Source organism: Paenibacillus phyllosphaerae (assembly GCF_014192105.1).
GTDB lineage: Bacteria > Bacillota > Bacilli > Paenibacillales > Paenibacillaceae > Paenibacillus_Z > Paenibacillus_Z phyllosphaerae.
Map to the genome: position 1 here is coordinate 851,272 of NZ_JACHXK010000001.1, position 21,127 is coordinate 872,398.

Genomic DNA, 21,127 nt, shown 5'->3' on the forward strand with positions numbered 1-21,127 from the left:
CGATTCTAATCTTTTACTGGACTAATGGCAAATAGATCTTGAAATCCGTGCCTTCCCCGGAATTGCTGGTCACCCGGATCGAACCGCCGTGGTTGCGTACGATGCGATAGCTGACGGCAAGCCCAAGTCCTGTGCCTTCGGCTTTGGTGGTGAAGAACGGATCGAATAGACGGGTCTTGGTTAGATGGTCCATCCCCTTGCCATTATCGCGCACCGTAATCTCGGCGTGCATGCCTTCCCGCTTGGCGACGACATCGATGCGGCCGCGAATATCCATGCCGCGTTCTTCGATCGCCTCCATCGCATTGCGCATCATATTCAGGAACACTTGCTTTACTTGCTTGACGTCAATCGAAGCGATTAGCTCCTCGTCATAGGCTTCGAGCTGAATCTCGCTGCCTTTCATGAGCGCCTCGCTCTCGAACAGCAGGATGACTTCCTGCAAGAGCGACGGCAGATGCACGTTCTGTTTCATAGGGGCCGAAGGCTTGGATGAGTTGAGGAATTCATAGATGATGTCATTGGCACGATCAATCTCAGTTAAGATAATACGGGCGTATTCTTCTTTGCCCAGCTGCATCAGGTGCGGACGCAGCAGCTGGATGAAACCGCGGATCGATGTGAGCGGGTTGCGAATTTCGTGTGCGATCGAAGCGGCAATCTTGCCAAGCATCGCCAGCTTGTCATTCTGATAAGCCGACTGTTCGATTATTTTGTATTCGGAGACGTCCTTGACGCTGAACAAATAATCGCCGTCGAGCTGATCGCCGTATGTAATCGTGATGAGCAAATGCCGCCCGTTCGCATCCTGGAATTCGATGTACCGGCTGCGGCGGTGGAACATCTCCTGGTAAACGCGCAAGACGATGCGCTTCGTTCCTTTGCGCAGCTGCTTATGCTTCAGAATCTCCAGCAAGTTGCAGCCGATCAGCGTCTTGCGCGGAATATCGAGCAGCTTGGCCATCTGCAGGTTGACGAACGAGAGCAATCCGTCCTGATCGAAGATCGCAAGGCCGCTGTCCATGTATTGCAGCACGTTCTCATACTTGTTCTTCACCATTCGCACGGAACGATGGGAGTTCAGCAGCATATCCCGCATCTCGCTGAAACGCTGCTCCGGTGTCTGCTCCGGTTGGTCGCGGAAGCGAAACGCCACCATAAGCTCGATCAGGAAAATAAACGATCGACTGTAAAGCTTCAGCGCCTCTTCCGATTCCACATTGGCGACGAGCATCTGCATCGATTCCTCATGAATCGCAATGATATCCTCCGGATGGACGCCCTGCAGCCATTTGCCGATCTCCGTTGCTTCGTAGAGCGATTGCTCACTTCCGCTTCGTACATATTCGGCAAGCGCTGGAAAATAGCGCTTTCGAATTGCTAACATGCTTTGCTCTACTCCTCTCCTGCCGCATAAATCGGTGAACCCACACGCAGGGGGCCGAGCCGCCATTTGCGAAATAAAACCACATTCCCGCGCGAAGGATCGAGAATCAATTCGAGATCATCGACAAGCTGCTCTGCCCAAAACGAATTCAATCGGCTCTTCCCGCGATAATGCTCGTACATCCGCACCTCGATGCCGGTGTCGGACTCCTCCTTGCTCCGCTGCAGCTTTCGAATCACCATATGACCTTTCTCCGGGAACTGAATCAATTTGAGCGCCAGTTCTGATATCGTGTATGCCACGATCGTCTGATCCACCAAGCCAAACCCCAGCTTAGCCGCAAGTTCTCTGCCTCTCTGCCGGGCATGGATAGCATCCGTCCAATCTCGAATATGCAACATTTCCACGAATCCATCGCCTCCGCTCTTGCTTTTGGATAAAAGCCTTTTTCGAAAAACCGACAACGATTATTGCCCGTTCTTAGGATGCGCTTACAAATAATGATAGTAATTGCGCTCCCCGATTGCAACAGAAGAGATTGTCGAATACCGCCGTTCCTACAAAACAGTAAACAAAGACAGCGCGCGGCATAGCCTGCCACGCGCATATCTTGCAGCTGTATTGCCCGAGCTTTCCCCGTGCTAGTCCCGGCTGGAACTTCCGTTGTTCTTCGAATCGTCGTCGCCATCATCGTTCTTCTGAGTATCCTTCTTCTGGTTGTTGCCCTTCGATGACGCGCTGCTGTTCTTCGACTGGTTTCCGTTCGATTGCTCCTTCTGTTGCGCTTGCTTCTCCTCGTTGTTCCGGTCATCGTCATCGTCGGATTCGGACGTGGATTTCCCGCTATTGGACTTCGAGCCATTCGACTTGGAACTGTTCGAATTCGATCCATTGGCAGTCGAACCGGCGGACTTGGAACCCGAACTATTGCTTTGACTGCCGGAGGCTTGAGTTCCCGACGAGCTTTGCGATTGTTTGCTGCTATTCTGTTCCTTCTTGCTCGAATCGTCCGAGTCATCGTCCTTGTCGTCTTTACCTTGATTCCCTTGCTGGGAACTCGGATTATCCGACCCCTGTTCCTTAGACTCATACGTATAACGGCCATCATGACGGCCAGTAGTACTGGAATTTCCAGCCTGCTGCCCGTCATCCCGCTTCCCGTTGTCATCCTGCCCGGAACGGTTGCTTTTTTGGCGATCATTATTCTGCTTGGTCTTATCCTCTTGCCCTTGCTTCGCCGGCGGTTTCTTCGTATCCCCGCGCTTGGGATCCGTTGCGGCAGCAGGTTTCGCTGCCTCGCCGCTTGCGCCTTTGCCTGCGGCGGCAGGCGTTGAAGGCGTTGAAGGCGTTGCCGGCTGCGTCTTGCTCTTGTCTTGCGCCTTTACCGCCTTTTGCTCCTTCGCTTGTTGCTTGCGCGCCGCTTTCTCCTGCTCAGCCAGTTCTTTGAGCTTGGACTTGAGCGTCGTAGACTTACTGCTGCCTTGCTCAGCTTGCGGCTGGGTCGTGATTACCTTATCCACGCCGCCGAGCGCCGCTGCCGACTTATGAATCGAGGTATGGCGCAGCTCCTCCAGATCCACATCATGTCCTTCGCTCTTCGCCAGCAGATAATAAGCCATTTTGCCCGACGAGACGCCGCTCTTCTTCGCGACTTCCCGGACTTCTTCCGGCGCGCTGACTGTCGTTACCTGCACGGTGCGCGTACCGCTCTCGTCGTGGGAAGCAAGCGACTCCTGAACGGCGGTCTGCACATGAGCCGTGAGCTCAGATTCGTACGTCTCATCGCCCTGGCCGACAAGAATGCTCGTAATGACGACATCGCCATCGCCGGAGTCAAAATAATGCGCATTCTCGACGCGCTCCATTATGCTTGCCGCCACCACTTCGACCGGCTGCCCTTTATACGTCAGACCTTCCGCCAATTTCTTGGCGTCCGGATTGAGCGGAAGCAACCCGAGTACGTTCTCCTCGTTGTCGACGGCTAGCTCAATGCTCGGATTGATGTCCATCGTCAAATAAGCCGCCACCGCCTGGTCTGGGCTTCCGAATTTCGTGAGCCAAGGGACGCAAAGAAGCAGCACGACCGCAGCTGCCGCCGCCCCTGCACTAAACTTCCATTTGAGTGCAAAGGCCCGTCCCGGGCTTTCCGTCACGTCTTCGAGACGAATTTCTTCGCCTACAGCCATATCGGCTGCCGCTCGTATACGCCGGAACTCGCCATCAGGCGTCATGACGACTGCAAACCGTTTCCCTACTTCCATAATGACGCCGCGATTCATGCGCTTCCTCCTCTCTTTGCATCCTGGGTAATTGCTGGCGGTCTAAGATGTTGCAAATAACTTTGAAGATACGGGTAATCCCCCTGCCAAAGCAAAGCGATGGCAATAATATATTTGCGGTTACGTTCAATCGTCTTGCGGGATACGCCGCATAGCTCACACAGCTCCTTGATCGGCATCTTGCCGCTTTCCTCCAGGGAGAGGAATAAAGGAGCCGACTCGACCAGCTGCATCGCAATCGACGCAAGCAGCAGCCTGGAATCGGCATGCTTCGGAGACAAATCCGGCAAATCTGTAAATTGGATGTCGTAACGCTTCAAACCGTTGTTATATTCCGCGATCTCCAGCCTTCTGGCATCCGCCTCCTGCTGCAGACCATAGCGGCTTAACGCTTCTTGCCGCTCAATCGGGTTAATGACTTGCTCGTCCTCATCGGTCGTGTCGAAGGAACTGTATGGCACGCTTTGCAGATGCCGTTGCTCCTTGCGGACATAGTCGATCAGCCTGCGACGCATGACCGTCTCCGCGAAGCCGAGAAAGGATCGGCCCGCTTCAGGCGAGAACTGGGTAATAGCTTCGTCGAATGCGCTTAGCGCCACACTGAATTCATCATCACAAGCCGGGTTCACATAACGTTTGCAGAACTTGCTTGTCACCTTTGCAATGTAAGGTTCATAGGAGGCGATGAATGGATCACGTGAAGCCTCACCCGCATGAATGCGAGCTACATATGCTTCAGGTGAGCCGAATTCGGACGCCCCCCTGCTCTGCTTGCCGAAAAATCGCTTAAACAGTACGAGTAGCAACCGCTCCACCTCTTGATCATAGTTTTCGCATCCCGTGGTTGTATTGAGGGGGTACGTATATTAACGAAAAAAGGAAAGCCTCCTTAATTATAAGGAGGCTTGAATACTTAACAATAACCTTCCGAAGTCCGCCGCTGCCGCAGCTTCATCTTGCGTTGAACGAGTACGTTGAGACGCTTCTTCAGCTCCTGGCTCCAAGCCTCATCCCCGATCTGGGAAGCAAAGCTGAGCAGATCCAGCGCCATATCGATCTGGTTCGTTACCACATCGATCGGATCCTCGTTCTCGTTATTTACACAATTTTCAAACAATACAGTGCCGTCTTGCTCCACATACTCCAGGAAATCCACCTCGGAGGCACCGTCGCCATGCGCGTATTCCGCGAGAATCTCGTATTCGTTCTCGATTCCGTGATGAATCTCAACCCGGTGGCATACCGGACAAAAAAGAATAGGAACATTATGAATATGAGTCCGGAAGTGTTTCAACGTGCCGTTCGTCCCAATCATGCTTGCGCCACAACAAAAGCTCATGTCCGTTCTCCTCCTATTTATCCATCTATCTGTTCAAGATTGAATCCTCTATCGCCATAGAAAAAGACTGCTACGTGTCCATTAGGGTCAGACTAGCCTATTAAGCGGCTCTCTATCTATATCGACATTTCCACAGCAATCTTTAAGCTTTCCTCTTCGCTTCTTTTAAGGTATTCGCTCCCTGCAGGCGTAATTCCTGCTTTCTTGCGACGCTATAAAAACGGAAAAACCCGGTATCCTTGGGAGGACGCCGGGTTCTTCTGGTGTCTGGCATGAATTCGCAATCAACCTGATTGGAATTCCGCTTGCACCGACTGCGATTCGTAGATGTACGTATATTATTGAGCAACCAGGTGCTTGTCGCCTGGTTTCCAGTTCATTGGGCACAGACCGCCGGATTGCAGAGCTTGCAGAACGCGAAGAGTCTCTTCTACGCTGCGGCCTACATCGTTATGGTTTACGACTTGGTATTTCAGTTCGCCTTCTGGATCGATGATGAACAGGCCGCGCAGTGCAACGCCTTCTTCTTCGATCAGAACGCCGTAGTCGCGAGCAACTGTCTTCGTGAGGTCAGCAGCAAGCGGGAATTGCAGTTGGCCCAGGCCGTTGTCGGCAACTGGCGTGTTGATCCATGCACGGTGGCTGTGGATGCTGTCTACGGATACGCCGAGGATCTCAGTGTCGAGCTCGGAGAATTGAGGAGCAGCGTCGCTCAGTGCAGTGATTTCAGTTGGGCAGACGAACGTAAAGTCCAGCGGATAGAAGAACAGTACGAGCCATTTGCCTTTGTAATCGGAAAGGGAAGCTTTACCAAAAGTTTTGCCGTCACCGGAAACAGTCTCCATTGCGAAGTCTGGAGCCGGACGACCTACAAGACGTTGTGTCATGTGAAACACTACCTCCTCAGTATGGGTTCTCTATTTAAACAACGGTCACAAACGTGACTTACGAATAAATAGTAGCATTAGATTAAAATAGAGTCAACATGAAAACGACTTTTTAACTGTAATGATTTTAATCTACGATTATTTTACCATAGCGGCAACGATCAGATCGCCCATCTCGGTTGTACCGATTGCTTTGCTCTTGTCGACTGCGATATCGCCCGTGCGATGGCCTGCATCCAGCACGTTCTTCACCGCGTCTTCAATCAGTTGCGCTGCTTCATGATACCCAAATGTCAGACGGAACATAAGCGCTACGGACAAGATTGTCGCGATCGGGTTGGAGATGCCTTGTCCAGCGATGTCCGGCGCGGAACCGTGTACCGGCTCATACAGGCCGAAGCTTCCTTCACCCAGCGATGCGGAGGACAGCATGCCGATCGAACCTGTCAGCATCGCGGCTTCGTCGCTCAAGATATCGCCGAACATGTTCTCCGTAACGATAACGTCGAAGCTCGATGGGCGGCGGAGCAGCTGCATTGCGCAGTTGTCGACCAATACATGCTCGAGCTCAACTTCCGGATACTCAGGCGCGATGCGGTTTACGACTTCACGCCACAGGCGGGATGTCTCGAGTACGTTCGCTTTGTCGACCGAAGCGAGCTTCTTGCGGCGGGTTTGCGCGATTTCGAACGCTTGGCGCACGATACGCTCAACCTCGACCACGTTGTAGACGCAAGTATCTACCGCTTCTTCGCCTTGCGCGCCTTCGCGGCGGAATTTCTCGCCGAAGTAGATGCCGCCTGTCAGTTCGCGAACGACGATCAGGTCAGTGCCTTCGAGTACTTCCGGTTTCAGCGTGGAAGCTTCCTTCAGGCAATCGAATACGTTCGCCGGGCGGATGTTGGAGAAGAGGCCAAGCGCTTTACGAATGCCGAGCAGGCCCGTTTCCGGACGAAGTTCTTTCGGGTTGTTATCCCATTTTGGACCGCCGACAGCACCGAGCAGTACCGCGTCAGCGGATTTACAGATATCCAATGTTTCTTGCGGCAGCGGAGTGCCTTTCTCGTCGATCGCGATGCCGCCGAACAGGCCGTGCTCCGTCTCGAATTGGTAGCCGAAGAGTTCCTCGGTTTTCTTCAATACTTTCAGTGCTTCGCCAACTACTTCCGGACCGATTCCGTCACCTGCGATGACAGCAATTTTCTTCACGTCAGCCATTATTGTACACAGCTCCCTCTAGGTTCATTCCGCTGCCAATGTGCGCGTGATTGCGCGGCATGCGGGGTTATAATCACGAATTCTCATTCTGTTATCAGTTGTACCATAATCGGGTACGTTAGACAAAGATATAAAAGCTATCATTTTTATAGGATAATGTAATAAACCATTATTTCTGCCTCCCCCTTCCCCCTCCAACGGAGGAGAACCAGAGGGCCACGGCCCAAGCTTATGCTTCCGAAGTGAGTTTTCCGTCCGGAAAACTCTGAGGACACCCGTAAATGGCGTGACACGGGACGCGGCCGTCTTCGATTTGTCCTTTCGAGCGAGGCCCGCGTTGTCCCTTATTGGGATGGGTCGCATTCAGGTATGCTCCATTCCAGTTAGCGGGACAAAGCTTTTGTTTGAGCTCCGTTCGTTACGTTGATGCCTTGCGGAGCAGACCTGGTACGTTTGCGCCGGGTACGCTTCTCCGTGCCTACCCTCGCTTGACGTCCACTACCGTGGACACGCTTTACTTCTTTGTCAGGCTCTCTCTTTCCCACACAAAAATACAAAAGGTCTGGATGTCATCCAGACCTTGTCTATACCTTTAACTAACTTTAATTAGCTTTAACTATCCTAGAACAAGCCCTTATCCTTTGCCTGCTGCGCTGCGTCTTTACTGCTTTTCGCTCCGATTTTGCGAAGAATATTGTTGACGTGATTCTTCACCGTCCGCAGAGACAAGAAGGATTTTTCCGCGATTTGGGATTGGCTGTACCCTTCGTGGATCATCGAGAGCAGCTGCACCTCGGCTGGCGTGACCATTCGTTTGAACTTGTCGGTCTCGTACTCTTGCTCGACCGACTTGAGCCGGCGGAACTCGGCGAGCATCAGCTGAGCCGCCGCGCCGTCGATCGCCGACCGGTCTGCCGCGGCTTGACGAACGGCAGCCGGGATCGCGGTAAAGTCCGATTTGACGAGATAGTTCACCGCTCCGGCGCGGAACGCCTCGACGACGAATGCCTTGTCCTCCATCGAGGTCAGCATGATGACCCGCGCGCCGGTTGCCTGCGGCAGCTCGCCGGCCAGCTTAAGTCCTTCCGGACTATCCGCCATCATAATGTCGAGCAGGATGACATCCGGCTTGGCCTGAAGCGCGAGCGCAAGCGCATCACCCGGGGCATCGGTCTGCGCGATGACCGTTAAGTCCGCTTCATTGTTCAAATAGGCGACGAGCCCGCGCCGCCAGTCCGGATCGTCCTCGACGACCATTATTTTAATCCGTTCGTTCTGCATGGGATCCATGGTTGCCCTCCTGTTGGCTCTTCACAATCGGCTGCTGAGCCGCCTTATTCCCCTTAATCTTCGGAAAATGAAACAGCACCTTCGTCCCTTTGCCCCGCTCGCTCTCCAGACGCAGCTCGCCCCCTTGGCGATTCATCAGCTGATAGCAATAGGCAAGCCCAAGTCCGAAGTTCATCTGTTTGCCGCTCTTGGTCGTATAGAAAGGCTCGACCACCTTGCGCAGCTCCCGCTTCTCGATGCCGATGCCGGTATCGCGCACCTCAATGGTACTCCCGCGCTTACTGCTGCGCACTTCGACGTAGAGCTCCCCGCCTTGCGGCATCGCTTCAACCGCGTTGCTGAGCACATTGCCGATCGCTTCGAGCGTCTGCGCGGCATCGCATACCGCTTCGGCGTCGGGATCGAGCTTCGTGCGCAACCGGATTCGCCCTTCGATCACCGGCGCAAGCGAGGCAAGCTGCTGCGAGACAAGGCCGGCAAGCGCGTACCGCTGCGGCTGCAAGCGCAGTTCCTGCGTCCGGTCATGCACGCTGCGGATCATCGCTTCAATATGCTGCGCCGCATTGGCGATAACCCGGATATCTTCGCGCAGTTCGCCGAGCTGCTCGCCTTCCGCGGACCGTTCGATTTTGTCGGAGAACAGCTTGATCTTGCCGATATCGTTCTTGATCGCATGGTTGAGCATCGCGGTTCCGCTCGTGATGGCGCGCAAGGAATAGTCCATTCTCCGCCGCTCAATAAACAGCTGTACACCCAAAAAGCCAAAATTAAACAAGGCGATTATAAAAATAAGGAAGGCGATCGTAATCGGCCATACATTGTAACGCCACATCCGATAGACGCCGAACAGCGGCATGCCATAGTTCATCGTCATCGCGATGAGCAGCGCCGGCAGTACGGCTGCCGTGACGACCAGATGCGCTCTGCGTTCAGCCGGATTCATCCCCCGTTTGCGGAGCAGCAATACCGCGCCGGCGATGAAGTAGGGCAGCGCCCAAATGGCGAGAATATCGAAATTGACCGGCGTTTCCGTCTCGATCGGCAGCGTCAGCATGAAGAGCGGCGGCGCCAGGGCTGCGACCGGCAGCCAACGGACGATCCAAGCGCGCAGCGCCTCCCGATTATAGACCGACGCAAAACATAAGAAGGTGTAAGGCAGCCCATAGTAGCTCAACCAGGAGCATCCCCGCTGAATGATTCGTGCCAACCGCTCATCCGCAGCCGTCATCCCGCCGGCATCGACGGCGCTTACGATCCACCCTTCCATCGTCCCGGCAAGCGCGCCGGTCCCGCCGCACAGCGACAGCAGGCTAAGCCACCGCACCGCTACGTTTCCCCGGTTCGTCGCGACGAGCAGCGCCGAAGTCACCCATAACGCAATCCAAACAAACAACATCCGCTTTCTACCCCGCCATCACACTCTTTTTTGCATCATTATACCATGGGAACGAAGCGGATTGGTTTGCGTTTTCGGTCGTAAGACCGAGAATGCAGCATTCCGCTTATTACGGATTGGTTTGCGTTTTCGGTCGTAAGACCGAGAATGCAGCATTCCGCTTATTACGGATTGGTTTGCGTTTTCGGTCGTAAGACCGAGAATGCAGCATTCCGCTTTTAAATGCTTGTATTTCAAAAAAGGAGCCAAACCGGACGTCTGCGCATCGGCGGGCGTTCGATCTGACTCCTTCATTCCTAGACCTAACCTTGGGTCAATTTGTTCACTGCGCTGAACAATGCCTTCACGGAGGAGGTCATAATATCGACGTCCGTGCCGCAGCCCCAGTATACGGTACCGTTCTTCGCTTTAATGCCGATATAGGAGACGGCTTGCGATTTGGAACCGGTCTCGAGCGCATGCTCGGTGTAGACCAGATCGCCGTATTCGAGGTTGAACTCCGTCTGCAGCGCATTGTTGATCGCGTCGAGGCGTCCGTCGCCGCTGCCCGTAATTTCCCGTACTTCGCCGTTTGTCCGAATCGTAACGACCGTCTGGAAGTCATCATTGTCGGTGAAGCGGTACTTGATGAATTCGACCGGCTCTTTGATGTTGACGTATTCCTTGGCGAAGATGTCGTAGATTTCATCTGGGGCGAGCTCTTTTTGCTGATGGTCGGACACGTTCTTGACGCAATAGCCGAAGTGCTCGCGCATCTTGGCCGGCAGATCCAGACCATATTTCTGCTGCAAAATGTACCCGATGCCGCCTTTGCCGGATTGGCTGTTGATGCGGATGATGTCGCCTTCGTACTCGCGGCCGATGTCCTTCGGATCGATGAGCAGATAAGGCACGGACCAATGCTTCGGCTCCTTCTCTTCGCGCCACTTCATCCCCTTGGCGATCGCATCCTGATGGGAACCGGAGAACGCGGTGAAGACCAGCTCGCCGCCGTAAGGATGTCTCTCGCTGACGCGCATCTTGGTCAGACGCTCGTAGACCGAGATAATGTACGGGATGTTCTCCAGATTCAGGTTCGGGTTCACCCCGTGCGAGTACATGTTCAGCGCCAGCGTCACGATGTCGACGTTACCCGTCCGCTCGCCGTTGCCGAACAGCGTGCCTTCTACGCGCTGCGCGCCGGCCAGCATGCCTAGCTCCGCGTCGGCTACGCCTGTGCCGCGGTCGTTGTGCGGATGCAGCGAAATGATTACATTCTCGCGGTGTTTCATGTTATCGCTCATGTACTCGATCTGGCTCGCGTACACATGCGGCATCGACATGGATACCGTCGCAGGCAGGTTGATGATGACCGGATTGGCTGCCGTCGGCTGCCATACGTCGAGCACGGCGTTACAGATCTCAAGGGCGAACTCCACTTCCGTGCCGCTGAAGCTCTCCGGCGAATATTGGAACTGGAAGTTGCCTTCCGTCTCTTCCGCGCATTCTTTCAGCAGCTTAGCGCCTGTCAGTGCGATATCGATAATCTCTTCCTTGGACTTGCGGAAGACTTGTTCCCGCTGTGCCACCGATGTGGAATTGTACAGGTGAACGACCGCTTTCTTCGCGCCGCGCAGCGATTCGAACGTCTTGCGGATAATATGTTCGCGGGATTGGGTCAGCACTTGGATCGTGACGTCGTCCGGAATGAGGTTCTGCTCGATCAGCGTCCGCAGGAACGTGAACTCCGTCTCCGAAGCGGCAGGGAAGCCGACTTCGATCTCCTTGAAGCCGATCGCCACGAGCAGCTTGAAGTATTCCAGCTTCTCTTCGAGGTTCATCGGCACGATCAGCGCCTGGTTACCGTCGCGAAGATCGACGCTGCACCAGATCGGGGCTTCCGAAATGTATTCCTTCTGCGTCCATTTGAGGCTCTGTGCCGGCGGCATAAAATATCCTCTGGCGTACTTTTCCACATTCTTCATGCAAACGACCTTCTTTCTCGTCAAAGTGTTGTTTATCGCAAGGTGAGATGAAATATGTTATTAACAACGCAAAAAAGCCCTTCATCTCCAATACTAGAGACGAAAGACATCGATATCTTACGCGGTACCACTCTACTTCATATCCGTTCGGGGCGGATATGCGCTTAGCGGAGCAGGGAATTCCTGCATCCTCCTACTGTAACGGTTAGGCTCCGGCTCCGCTTACTGCAAGTTCAGCGAGCTACTCCAAGGTGAGTTTCCGATTCTACAAGACGGCTGTTTCGCACCAACCAACAGCTCTCTGAGCGTCCATACAATCGTACTGGTCCTTATCGACATATTTTAATATTCTCATAATTTAATCCATCGCATTCATCTTGTCAATATCCCTTGTTAGTATATTCACCCAAGAGACAGAAATTCACAACGTGAGGAAGAAAAAACAGCCCCCGTACTACCGGTTAAGGACGCACAGGGGCCGTCATTACGTTAATGCTGGCTTATTTCTTGATCCAGTGCATCAGTTCACGCAGCTGGGAGCCCACTTGCTCCAGTTGGTGTTCGGATTCGCGACGGCGAGTAGCTGTCAGCATCGCACGGTTGGATTGGTTCTCGAGGATGAAGTCGCGTGCGAAACGGCCGGATTGGATGTCGTCCAGAACCGCTTTCATCGCTTTCTTCGTCTCGTCGGTAACGATACGAGGACCAGTTACATAGTCGCCATATTCCGCAGTGTTGGAGATGGAATCGCGCATAGTCGCAAGTCCGCCTTCATACATCAGGTCAACGATCAGCTTCAGCTCGTGCAAGCACTCGAAGTAAGCCATCTCTGGCGCGTAGCCTGCTTCAACCAATGTTTCGAAGCCTGCTTTAACCAGTGCGCTCGCGCCGCCGCAAAGGACAGCTTGTTCGCCGAACAGATCGGTTTCTGTCTCTTCGCGGAACGAAGTTTCGATAACCCCTGCACGTGTACAGCCGATGCCTTTAGCGTATGCAAGGCCGATTGCTTGCGCATTGCCAGTAGCGTCTTGCTCGATTGCGATCAGACCAGGAACGCCGAAGCCTTCAACGTACGTACGACGTACCATGTGGCCTGGGGATTTTGGAGCTACGAGCAATACGTCTGTGTCTTTGCGCGGCACGATTTGGCCGTAGTGCACGTTGAAGCCGTGGGAGAACATGAGAGCTGCGCCTTGCTTCAGGTTTGGCTCGATTTCTTCTGCGTAGACTTTCGCTTGCGTCTCGTCCGGCATCAGAATTTGTACCACGTCAGCCACTTTAACCGCTTCGCCGACGGAAAGTACTTCGAAACCATCATTCTTCGCTTTCTCGGCAGATTTACCCGCACGAAGACCAATAACTACTTTCAGACCGCTGTCACGCAGGTTTTGCGCTTGTGCGTGACCTTGGGAGCCGTAACCGATAACCGCGATTGTTTTGCCTTGCAGAACGCCTTGATCTGCGTCTTTTTCGTAGTAGAGAGTAACTGCCATGAGAAGAATGCCTCCTTTTATTTGACCCTTTTGAGCGGGTGTTGAAGGGGGAAGCCTTGTCCTTGACGCCCTTGCGCAGAGCTTGTCTTCCCCGCTTTAACCCCCGCCCAAACGGGTATATAAGCTGATTATGATGAACTGGACGTTACTAATGGACTTGTGCTGCGTGCCGCAATCTTACCCTCTTACGTTACCGCGTGTCATCGCCGTTACGCCGGTGCGCGACAATTCGCGGATGCCGTACGGCTTGAGGAGCTCGACCATTGCGTCGATTTTCTCCGTGTCACCGACAACCTGTACCATCAGCGTGCTCGTGCCGATATCGACGACGGAGGCGCGGAAAGTCTCGACGACCCCCAGAATCTCCGGACGCGAGGCCGGCTCGGCGTTCACCTTGATAAGCGCAAGCTCGCGGGCAACCATCGGGTTCGCGCTCAGGTCGATGACTTTGATGACATCGATAAGTTTGTACAATTGCTTCGTAATCTGCTCGAGCGTATTCTCGTCGCCCGTCGTGACGATTACCATCCGGGACAAGCCAGATTCCTCGCTCGCCCCGACGGTAATGCTCTCAATATTGAAGCCACGGCGGCCGAACAGGCCGGATACGCGCTGCAGGACGCCGGGCTGGTCATTCACAAGAACGGCAATCGTGTGCTTCATTATTCTTCATCCCCCATTAACATCTGGTCGATCGTGGAGCCCTGCGTAACCATCGGGTATACGTTCTCTCCCTTACGGACGACGAACTCGACGACAGCCGGACCCGGGTGATTCATCGCTTCGATCCAAGCCGCACGCGCTTCTTCTTTGTTCGAGGCGCGGAAGCCTTTGACGCCGTATGCTTCAGCCAGCTTAACGAAGTCCGGGCTGCCGGCCAGGTCGATATGGCTGTAACGGTTGTCGTAGATCAGCTCCTGCCATTGGCGAACCATGCCGAGCACCTGGTTGTTCAGGATCGCCACTTTGACCGGAATGTTGTTGATCGCACAGATCGCAAGCTCTTGCGCACACATCTGCATGCCGCCGTCGCCGTTGATCGATACGACCGTGCGTTCCGGATGCGCCATCTGCGCGCCGATCGCGGACGGGAAGCCGAAACCCATCGTGCCGAGACCGCCGGAAGTAACCCACGAACGCGGTTGGTTGAACTTGTAGTACTGAGCAGCCCACATCTGATGCTGGCCAACGTCAGTCGTTACGATCGCTTCGCCTTTGGTCTCTTCGTGGATCATCTCCACGACCCATTGCGGCTTAAGCTCGGTATCGGAATCAGTATAGCTGTATGGCTTCTCCGCCTTCCAAGTTGCGATCTTCTCGCGCCATGCGTCCGCTTTGGCCGCCCACTTGACGTCCTTGTTCGCGATCTGCAGCGCCGTCTTCACATCGCCGACGATCGGGATGTCCGTCGGTACGTTCTTGCCGATCTCAGCAGGATCGATGTCGATATGGACGATCTTCGCATGCGGCGCAAATCCTTTCAGCTTACCTGTTACACGGTCATCGAAACGTGCGCCGATGCTGATCAACAGGTCCGAGTTCTGAATTGCCATATTCGCCGTCCAAGTGCCATGCATGCCTGGCATGCCCATCCACAGCTCGTTGCCGCTTGGGAATGCGCCAAGGCCCAGCAATGTTGTCGTGATCGGGATACCGGATTTCGTAATGAACTCGAACAGTTCCTCATGACCGCCGGAGTAAACGACGCCTCCGCCTGCCAATACGACAGGGCGCTCCGCTTCTTCGATCGCCTTGATCATCTTGTCGATCTGCGGTTTCTTCGGCGTTACCGTCGGATTGTAGCCGCGAAGGTTCACTTCGGTTACCGGTTGGAACATCGTCAGTTCAGCGGATACGTCCTTCGGAATATCGATCAGGACCGGTCCTTTGCGACCCGTGTTCGCAAGGTGGAATGCCTCATGGATAACGCGCGGCAGGTCAGCTGCCTTGCGCACCAGGTAACTGTGCTTCGTAATCGGCATCGTGATGCCGGTAATGTCCGCCTCTTGGAAAGCGTCCGTGCCGATCAGCGTCGTAGCTACGTTGCCTGTAATAACGACCATCGGTACGGAATCCATGTACGCCGTCGCGATCCCCGTGACCAGGTTTGTCGCCCCCGGACCGGATGTCGCGATACAAACGCCGACCTTGCCGCTTGCGCGTGCATAGCCGTCGGCTGCATGGATAGCGCCTTGTTCGTGACGAGTCAGGACGTGATTAAAATCAGAGAACCCGTGCATCGCGTCATAAATGTACAACACCGCGCCGCCTGGATAGCCGAACACACACTCCACACCTTCTAACACCAAGCTGCGAAGCAGAATCTCCGAACCCGAAATAACTTCAGGCTTCTTCAGCTTCTCGATGATTTCTTCTTTCGACTTTAACGTTGCATTTTGCGCGACCATCAGTCGTCCTCCCTTCTATGAAAAACAAAAAAACCTTCCGCCGCCAGCTGCCTTCGAATAAGACAACTAGGGACGGAAGGTTATAGCCTCCGTGGTACCACCCAGGTTTGTTATTCTCCTCGCGAAGAATAACCTCAATAAGTACGTCAGTAAGCGACCGATCGCTCCTGATCATACTTGGCACATTAACGCGTGCCTCACGATTTCCCCTAATGCGGCGCGATGCCTTTTCAGGGAAACAGCTCCGAGGTGAGCTCGTTGGAAAGGGATTTTGGCGACGGTTGCAGCAAATCCGTCCGCTCTCTGAGCAAAAGAGCCCTTAACACTTCGTCCTCATCATTGCAGATGTAATTATTAGCTTGTTGATGATTATATACTCCCCATACAGGTTCGTCAAGGAGTCGTTTTCTCGCAATTCGAAAAAGTGCTTATTGCCTAACTTGCACCGCAACCCGCTTATCCACATACGATACAGCATCCTACCAAGGTGAAACGGCTAACGCCGTCCTCTGGCGGCGCTGGCGCGCTTCATTCCGAGGAAATAGAGGATGATTCATAAGCGTGAAACTTATTAATTTCTATATTTTAAGAAAGCGGGATGAATGCCATCGCCCTGATCCGCCGACGTCGTCCCCGAACGGACGATAAAGAAATTATCCGGCTTATCCGCACCGAGCTGATGCCGCTGTCCCATACAGCCAATCCTAAGGATACCCAAACGATCCGCGAATTACCCAAACGGCTGCGGGAAGGCGTCACTTTCGTTATTTCGCACAAAAAAACGAGCATGCCGCTCGGATTCCTTCACCTGTACATCATCGGTGACATCCTCCAATACGACATGCTCGCCGTCCACCCGGATCACCGGGGCAAACAATGGGGCCGCCTGCTCATGTCCCACGGCGAGGCGTACGGCCGCTCCAACAATTGCACAGCTGCCCGCCTCTTCGTGGACGAAGGCAATGACAAGGCCCACCGGCTATACCGCAAGCTCGGTTTTGCGACCGTGCGCTACTACGCCCAAATCCGCTGCTACGAAATGGTGAAGAGGCTTAATTCCGCCACTTGATCCCTCCTGGAACGCAAACCAATCTACTTTCGATCAATGCTGCATTCCTACCCCTGGAACGCAAACCCATCTACTTTCGATCAATGCTGCATTCCTACCCCTGGAACGCAAACCAATGATCGTCGTCAAACTAGAAAATGCCCGGGTAGCCTCCGTAAGGACCGTAAGGACCTATCGGACCGCCGAAACCTGGGCCTACCCCTGGACCGAATCCTGGGCCAGGACCACAGCAAGGACCGTCGAAGCCGCCTGCGAATTCAGGACCATATCCGAATCCGGGACCGAAGCCTGGGCCGAATCCACCGCCGAAGCCGCCGCCGAAACCGCCTCCCCAATACGGGAGCGTCCCGATAGCAAGCAAGTCAAACAGGACAAGCGGGAGAATCGCTTTCGTTTTGACTTTCTTCCCTTTGTCTGCTCCGACCGGCTTAAGGATAAGTTTATTATTCGAGACGCGGACGAGTTTGCCTGTAGCGACGGAGCCGTCTTTACGCATGGCATACACCGTTTTGCCAACGAGTTTGCGGACCTGCTCTTGGGTAACGCGCTGCATGGAAGAATCCCTCCTAGGATGTGATAGAGCTAAGCTAAGTCGCTAACGTGCCATCCTCTTAAGCGGATAAGCGCAAGCTTAGTTGTCCTCTATCCTATTCATTGCGGCGCGATCTGGTTTGTATCTTTGTCCCGCGAACAGTCACCTATCAGCGGATGCTGGCATTCAGCTCGATGATGTTACGGTCCGGGTCCAGGACGAAGATCTGAGCAAATCCCGTTATACTGTCCGGCTTGGCCTTATGCTCGATCCCATGCTTCGCAAGCCATGCGATCGTCTCCTCATAGCTTGCGACCCGGATGGCAAAATGCCCATCCCGCGTATCGATCCCGCCGTTACGCTTCGTCTGGCCATCGTGCACGATCAGATGCAGCTGATGGCCGGTCTCGCCGACCGCATACCACGCCCCGGGGAAATCGAATGCCGGCCGCTCCATCTCCTTAAGGCCGAGCACCTGCTCATAGAATTGCTTGGCCCTTGCAAGATCGGTCACGATCACGCTCGCATGATGCAAGCCTATATGGGTAATCATCGTAGTAGCCTCCTCTGTCCATCGTCTATACCCTATTCTAACCGCAACGGCGCCCCGGAAAAAGCTCCGGCCCGGTCCCTATCGCGCGCGGACGACAAACAGCAAAAAGACGCCGGATTCAAGAATCCGACGCCTCTTTTATAAAAGCACGCAAATTTACGCGTTTACTTTTTCTTTTGCAACTGCAGCAAGCGAGTTGAATGCATTGATGTCGTTAACCGCGAGGTCAGCGAGCATTTTGCGGTTTACTTCAACGCCGGCTTGTTTCAGGCCGAACATGAATTTGCTGTAGGACAGGCCTTGTTGGCGAGCAGCCGCGTTGATACGAACGATCCACAGTTTGCGGATGTCACGTTTGAACTGACGGCGGTCACGGTATGCATACATAAGAGACTTCATTACTTGCTCTTTTGCTGTCTTAAACAGGCGGTGTTTGGAACCGAAGTAGCCTTTCGCGAGCTTCAAAATTCTTTTACGACGACGTGCGCGGACGAATCCGCCTTTAACTCTTGCCATGAGTAGAAACCTCCCGAGTAATGTTTAGTGCATATTCAAAGATCCGTAAGCGTACGGACTATTTCAGGTTTGCAAGACCTTGTTGCAGACGGCGAACGTCGCCAGCTGCCATGAGCGGTTGACCCGCAAGAACGCGTTTTTGACGACCGGATTTACCGGAGAGCAGGTGGTTGCGGAACGCTTTGTAACGTTTCACTTTGCCTGTACCTGTAATTTTGAAACGGTCTTTCAAACTGCTGTGCGTTTTCATCTTAGGCATGTGATGATCCTCCTCAAAGAATTTAAGCTTGGTTGTTTTTCGGTGCCAAAATCATGATCATGCTGCGACCTTCAAGCTTTGGCATCCGCTCGACGACACAAATATCAGCGACTTCCTTCTGAAGCCGATCAAGAATGCGCTGCCCGATCGCGGCATGGGTAATTTCGCGCCCGCGGAAGCGGACCGAAGCTTTGACCTTGTCGCCTTCACCGAGGAATTTCACGACGTTGCGGAATTTCACCTGATAGTCGTTCTCCTCGATGTTCGCCCGGAACCAGACTTCCTTCAGATCCACGATCTTCTGGTTCTTGCGAGCTTCTTTTTCTTTCTTCTGTGTCTCGTAGCGGAACTTGCCGTAGTCCATGATGCGGCATACTGGCGGTTTCGCTGTCGGTGCAACGTTGACAAGATCCATGTTGGCTTCAATCGCCAATTGCAGTGCATCGCGGATCGGCTTGATCCCGATCTGTTCGCCGTCTGCGCCTACAAGGCGTACTTCCCGTGCCCGAATCTCATCGTTGATTTGATGTTCTCTGCTAATAACCTGCCACCTCCAAAAAAAATAGTGTTGCTATATCGCGCCCTCACGGGCGTCTACAATAAAAAATGCGGATCCGCTGGGGACCCGCATTCCATTAACCAAGATTGTAGGCAATCAATCAACATCGCTATGTAAGCGTGTGGGCCTGTTCAATACTTAGTCGCATAACCAACCAGCTAAGAGCCGGAAAGGTGAGAAGCGGGTGCTTCTGCTTGTGCGTCTTCGTTTGTCGTTCTTTCGTACCGACATAATATATCACAGCCGCACAACTGAAGTCAACACGCTTTTTAGTCTTGCTGACAACGCGCCTTACATGTTGGCGTCATTCACATATTCGTTCGGGATTTCCTCGCCGTCCGGATTGTTGTTCTTGACCTGCGCTTTGCGTCCATTGCGGAATTCGCCGCCGTGAACGTCGTTCTCGCGCTGCTCGTTGTTATCGATATGGTCATGATCGTTGTTGTTGTAATTCGCATTGTTTGACATCTTCGCGTTCACCTCTTTCGCTTCTTGGCGCTGATTCGCCTTTGCAGGCGTCCACGTTCTAGAATCGCTCAAGCGGTGCGGGATTATACATCTCGTTGCTTAGAAGTGCGGCAAAAAAAAGGCCGCCATGCGGCAGTGCAGGGAAGCGCAAGGCCAACGATCGACCTCACATGCTTCTTGCACATGGCGCATAAGCAGCCTGCAATGGCTATGATGCTTGCTTGCTCTGCACTTCTTCCAGACGAAGCACGCGCGTATGCTGCGTGTGGCTCCACTGCTTGTTGTTCTGCGTGAAGAAGGCGTAGAACGTGATCGGCAGCCAAGACAGCTGGAAGACGATCATCGAGAGGAGATGGGCGTACATTTTGCCCGACTTGATGCCCTCGAGCATCATGACAAGCGGGAACATGAGCGCGGCCAGCGTCAACGACACGATCGCGATCCAGCTTGGCAAATAGCTGTAGATCGAGATGAACGCATTGCTCCCCGGAAGCGCGCTGTCGATCCAGATCATCGCCGTCAGCACGAAACCGAGCAGCGTGTTGTAAGCCGACATCGAGTAGAGCGCCGCGTCGAATTTGATAAAGCTGCGTTCCTTGATGCTCGCCCAGATCAGCGGGAAGAAGTAGTGGCGCGCCACCGTGAAGTGGCCTTGCATCCAGCGCAGACGTTGGCGTGCCGAAGCTTTGAACGTAAGCGGCTTCTCGTCGTAGACCTTCGCTTCGAAGTTCAGCACCGGATGGACGCCGCGCTTGACGCAGCGCATCGAGAACTCGAGGTCTTCGACCAAGCTTGTCGCTCCCCAGCCCATCTCCTTCAGCAGATCGGACTCGAAACACATGCCCGTGCCGCCAAGGAAGTTGGCCATACGAAGGTTGCGGCGGGACAGCTGCCACAGACGGTTGCAGTACCAGTACGTAATGCCGTACGAAGCGGTAACCCAGGAGTCGTCCGGGTTCTTCGTATCGAGATACGCTTGGATGACCTGATGGCCTTCGCACAGGTCGTTGTTCATGTGATGCAGGAAATCGGCGTTGCATAGGTTATCCGCATCGAACATGACGACGGCGTCATATTGGCGCGGCATCGCCCACAGTTCCTTGAGCATCCATTCGATCGCATGGCCTTTGCCGCGAAGATGCGGATTGTGGCGCTCCATCGCATACACGCCTTTGCTGCGGGAGATCTCTGCGGTGTCGTCCGTGCAGTTATCGCAGATAACGAACACGTCGTAAAGTTCTTTCGGGTAATCGAGGTTCTTGAGATTATCGATGAGCGCGCCGACGACGGCCGACTCATTGTGCGCCGCTACCAGCACGGCGAACGATTTTTGCGGTGCATGCTTAAGCTCTCTGCGCTTGCGAACAATGCCAAACAACGCTAACACGAACTGATAGACGCCGACGAATGCGAGTATCACCTGAAGCGCGATTAATACGAAGTTGATCATGATTTGGATAGTGCCCCCTTAAGACCCCTTTTTTTGCGAAGCTCTCTCTCTTTATTTTGG

21 protein-coding genes and 1 other annotated feature are annotated in these 21,127 nt (G+C 53.9%); of the genes, 1 reads left to right on the forward strand and 20 read right to left on the reverse strand.

Annotated elements, in window-relative coordinates:
* Positions 1-13: 13 nt before the first annotated feature.
* From FHS18_RS03475 to ilvB, 13 genes are all read right to left on the reverse strand, one after another.
* On the reverse strand, positions 14-1,387 hold the full coding sequence (locus tag FHS18_RS03475) for an ATP-binding protein (RefSeq protein ID WP_183596984.1): 1,374 nt from the start codon (positions 1,385-1,387) through the stop codon (positions 14-16).
* Between the two features lie 8 nt (positions 1,388-1,395).
* On the reverse strand, positions 1,396-1,794 hold the full coding sequence (locus tag FHS18_RS03480; protein ID WP_183596986.1) for an ATP-binding protein: 399 nt from the start codon (positions 1,792-1,794) through the stop codon (positions 1,396-1,398).
* Positions 1,795-2,028: 234 nt separating this feature from the next.
* Positions 2,029-3,666 (reverse strand): anti-sigma-I factor RsgI family protein, encoded by a 1,638-nt coding sequence (locus FHS18_RS03485; protein ID WP_183596988.1) that lies wholly within the window; start codon positions 3,664-3,666, stop codon positions 2,029-2,031.
* Positions 3,663-4,481: an RNA polymerase sigma factor SigI gene (gene sigI, locus FHS18_RS03490; protein WP_425497307.1), complete on the reverse strand. Its 819-nt coding sequence runs from the start codon at positions 4,479-4,481 to the stop codon at positions 3,663-3,665. Before sigI ends, FHS18_RS03485 begins: the two co-directional genes overlap by 4 nt.
* A 98-nt stretch (positions 4,482-4,579) precedes the next feature.
* Entirely contained in the window at positions 4,580-5,005 is a 426-nt protein-coding gene (locus tag FHS18_RS03495) for a hypothetical protein (protein ID WP_183596993.1), read from the reverse strand.
* Positions 5,006-5,343: 338 nt separating this feature from the next.
* Positions 5,344-5,892: a peroxiredoxin gene (locus FHS18_RS03500; RefSeq protein ID WP_183596995.1), complete on the reverse strand. Its 549-nt coding sequence runs from the start codon at positions 5,890-5,892 to the stop codon at positions 5,344-5,346.
* 138 nt (positions 5,893-6,030) lie between these two features.
* Positions 6,031-7,110 carry a 3-isopropylmalate dehydrogenase gene (leuB, locus tag FHS18_RS03505; RefSeq protein WP_183596997.1) on the reverse strand — a complete coding sequence of 360 codons (1,080 nt, stop codon included), beginning with the start codon at positions 7,108-7,110 and terminating at the stop codon, positions 6,031-6,033.
* A 621-nt stretch (positions 7,111-7,731) separates the two neighbouring features.
* A complete protein-coding gene (locus tag FHS18_RS03510) occupies positions 7,732-8,400 on the reverse strand; it encodes a response regulator (protein ID WP_343060377.1) in 669 nt (222 codons plus the stop codon).
* The gene (locus FHS18_RS03515) at positions 8,372-9,796 is read right to left on the reverse strand and encodes a sensor histidine kinase (protein WP_183596999.1); all 1,425 of its coding nucleotides are present in this window, start codon (positions 9,794-9,796) and stop codon (positions 8,372-8,374) included. The genes FHS18_RS03510 and FHS18_RS03515 overlap by 29 nt, the downstream gene beginning before the upstream one ends.
* Before the next feature lie 302 nt (positions 9,797-10,098).
* The gene (leuA, locus tag FHS18_RS03520; protein ID WP_183597002.1) at positions 10,099-11,760 is read right to left on the reverse strand and encodes a 2-isopropylmalate synthase; all 1,662 of its coding nucleotides are present in this window, start codon (positions 11,758-11,760) and stop codon (positions 10,099-10,101) included.
* Positions 11,761-11,852: 92 nt separating this feature from the next.
* Positions 11,853-12,105: a binding site (T-box leader), on the reverse strand.
* A 155-nt stretch (positions 12,106-12,260) separates the two neighbouring features.
* Positions 12,261-13,253: a ketol-acid reductoisomerase gene (gene ilvC, locus FHS18_RS03525; RefSeq protein WP_183597004.1), complete on the reverse strand. Its 993-nt coding sequence runs from the start codon at positions 13,251-13,253 to the stop codon at positions 12,261-12,263.
* A 177-nt stretch (positions 13,254-13,430) separates the two neighbouring features.
* Entirely contained in the window at positions 13,431-13,916 is a 486-nt protein-coding gene (gene ilvN / locus FHS18_RS03530) for an acetolactate synthase small subunit (RefSeq protein ID WP_183597006.1), read from the reverse strand.
* The gene (ilvB, locus tag FHS18_RS03535) at positions 13,916-15,661 is read right to left on the reverse strand and encodes a biosynthetic-type acetolactate synthase large subunit (protein WP_183597008.1); all 1,746 of its coding nucleotides are present in this window, start codon (positions 15,659-15,661) and stop codon (positions 13,916-13,918) included. The genes ilvN and ilvB overlap by 1 nt, the downstream gene beginning before the upstream one ends.
* Before the next feature lie 598 nt (positions 15,662-16,259).
* Between ilvB and FHS18_RS03540 the strand changes: the two genes are divergently transcribed.
* Positions 16,260-16,730 (forward strand): GNAT family N-acetyltransferase, encoded by a 471-nt coding sequence (locus FHS18_RS03540; protein WP_183597010.1) that lies wholly within the window; start codon positions 16,260-16,262, stop codon positions 16,728-16,730.
* Between the two features lie 130 nt (positions 16,731-16,860).
* On the opposite strand, the gene FHS18_RS03545 is transcribed toward FHS18_RS03540, so the two are convergent.
* From FHS18_RS03545 to FHS18_RS03575, 7 genes are all read right to left on the reverse strand, one after another.
* Positions 16,861-17,283 carry a hypothetical protein gene (locus tag FHS18_RS03545; RefSeq protein ID WP_183597012.1) on the reverse strand — a complete coding sequence of 141 codons (423 nt, stop codon included), beginning with the start codon at positions 17,281-17,283 and terminating at the stop codon, positions 16,861-16,863.
* A gap of 148 nt (positions 17,284-17,431) precedes the next feature.
* Positions 17,432-17,815 carry a VOC family protein gene (locus tag FHS18_RS03550; protein WP_183597014.1) on the reverse strand — a complete coding sequence of 128 codons (384 nt, stop codon included), beginning with the start codon at positions 17,813-17,815 and terminating at the stop codon, positions 17,432-17,434.
* Positions 17,816-17,971: 156 nt separating this feature from the next.
* Complete coding sequence (rplT, locus tag FHS18_RS03555) at positions 17,972-18,331, reverse strand: 50S ribosomal protein L20 (protein ID WP_183597016.1); 360 nt, start codon at positions 18,329-18,331, stop codon at positions 17,972-17,974.
* A gap of 58 nt (positions 18,332-18,389) precedes the next feature.
* Positions 18,390-18,590, reverse strand: coding sequence for a 50S ribosomal protein L35 (gene rpmI, locus FHS18_RS03560; protein WP_183597018.1), 201 nt, complete (start codon positions 18,588-18,590; stop codon positions 18,390-18,392).
* 22 nt (positions 18,591-18,612) lie between these two features.
* Positions 18,613-19,113, reverse strand: a complete 501-nt coding sequence (gene infC, locus FHS18_RS03565; protein ID WP_183597364.1) for a translation initiation factor IF-3 — start codon at positions 19,111-19,113, stop codon at positions 18,613-18,615.
* A gap of 327 nt (positions 19,114-19,440) precedes the next feature.
* Positions 19,441-19,617, reverse strand: a complete 177-nt coding sequence (locus FHS18_RS03570; protein ID WP_183597020.1) for a hypothetical protein — start codon at positions 19,615-19,617, stop codon at positions 19,441-19,443.
* A gap of 208 nt (positions 19,618-19,825) precedes the next feature.
* Positions 19,826-21,067, reverse strand: coding sequence for a glycosyltransferase family 2 protein (locus FHS18_RS03575; RefSeq protein ID WP_183597022.1), 1,242 nt, complete (start codon positions 21,065-21,067; stop codon positions 19,826-19,828).
* Positions 21,068-21,127 lie beyond the last annotated feature (60 nt).

What these genes read in the sequence shown, in the direction of transcription:
- FHS18_RS03475 (WP_183596984.1), bottom strand. Translation starts at nt 1,387, where the DNA reads ATGTTAGCAATTCGAAAGCGCTATTTTCCAGCGCTTGCCGAATATGTA.
- FHS18_RS03485 (WP_183596988.1), bottom strand. Translation starts at nt 3,666, where the DNA reads ATGAATCGCGGCGTCATTATGGAAGTAGGGAAACGGTTTGCAGTCGTC.
- FHS18_RS03495 (WP_183596993.1), bottom strand. Translation starts at nt 5,005, where the DNA reads ATGAGCTTTTGTTGTGGCGCAAGCATGATTGGGACGAACGGCACGTTG.
- FHS18_RS03500 (WP_183596995.1), bottom strand. Translation starts at nt 5,892, where the DNA reads ATGACACAACGTCTTGTAGGTCGTCCGGCTCCAGACTTCGCAATGGAG.
- leuB (WP_183596997.1), bottom strand. Translation starts at nt 7,110, where the DNA reads ATGGCTGACGTGAAGAAAATTGCTGTCATCGCAGGTGACGGAATCGGT.
- FHS18_RS03510 (WP_343060377.1), bottom strand. Translation starts at nt 8,400, where the DNA reads ATGGATCCCATGCAGAACGAACGGATTAAAATAATGGTCGTCGAGGAC.
- FHS18_RS03515 (WP_183596999.1), bottom strand. Translation starts at nt 9,796, where the DNA reads ATGTTGTTTGTTTGGATTGCGTTATGGGTGACTTCGGCGCTGCTCGTC.
- leuA (WP_183597002.1), bottom strand. Translation starts at nt 11,760, where the DNA reads ATGAAGAATGTGGAAAAGTACGCCAGAGGATATTTTATGCCGCCGGCA.
- ilvC (WP_183597004.1), bottom strand. Translation starts at nt 13,253, where the DNA reads ATGGCAGTTACTCTCTACTACGAAAAAGACGCAGATCAAGGCGTTCTG.
- ilvN (WP_183597006.1), bottom strand. Translation starts at nt 13,916, where the DNA reads ATGAAGCACACGATTGCCGTTCTTGTGAATGACCAGCCCGGCGTCCTG.
- ilvB (WP_183597008.1), bottom strand. Translation starts at nt 15,661, where the DNA reads ATGGTCGCGCAAAATGCAACGTTAAAGTCGAAAGAAGAAATCATCGAG.
- FHS18_RS03540 (WP_183597010.1), top strand. Translation starts at nt 16,260, where the DNA reads ATGAATGCCATCGCCCTGATCCGCCGACGTCGTCCCCGAACGGACGAT.
- FHS18_RS03545 (WP_183597012.1), bottom strand. Translation starts at nt 17,283, where the DNA reads ATGCAGCGCGTTACCCAAGAGCAGGTCCGCAAACTCGTTGGCAAAACG.
- FHS18_RS03550 (WP_183597014.1), bottom strand. Translation starts at nt 17,815, where the DNA reads ATGATTACCCATATAGGCTTGCATCATGCGAGCGTGATCGTGACCGAT.
- rplT (WP_183597016.1), bottom strand. Translation starts at nt 18,331, where the DNA reads ATGGCAAGAGTTAAAGGCGGATTCGTCCGCGCACGTCGTCGTAAAAGA.
- rpmI (WP_183597018.1), bottom strand. Translation starts at nt 18,590, where the DNA reads ATGCCTAAGATGAAAACGCACAGCAGTTTGAAAGACCGTTTCAAAATT.
- FHS18_RS03570 (WP_183597020.1), bottom strand. Translation starts at nt 19,617, where the DNA reads ATGTCAAACAATGCGAATTACAACAACAACGATCATGACCATATCGAT.
- FHS18_RS03575 (WP_183597022.1), bottom strand. Translation starts at nt 21,067, where the DNA reads ATGATCAACTTCGTATTAATCGCGCTTCAGGTGATACTCGCATTCGTC.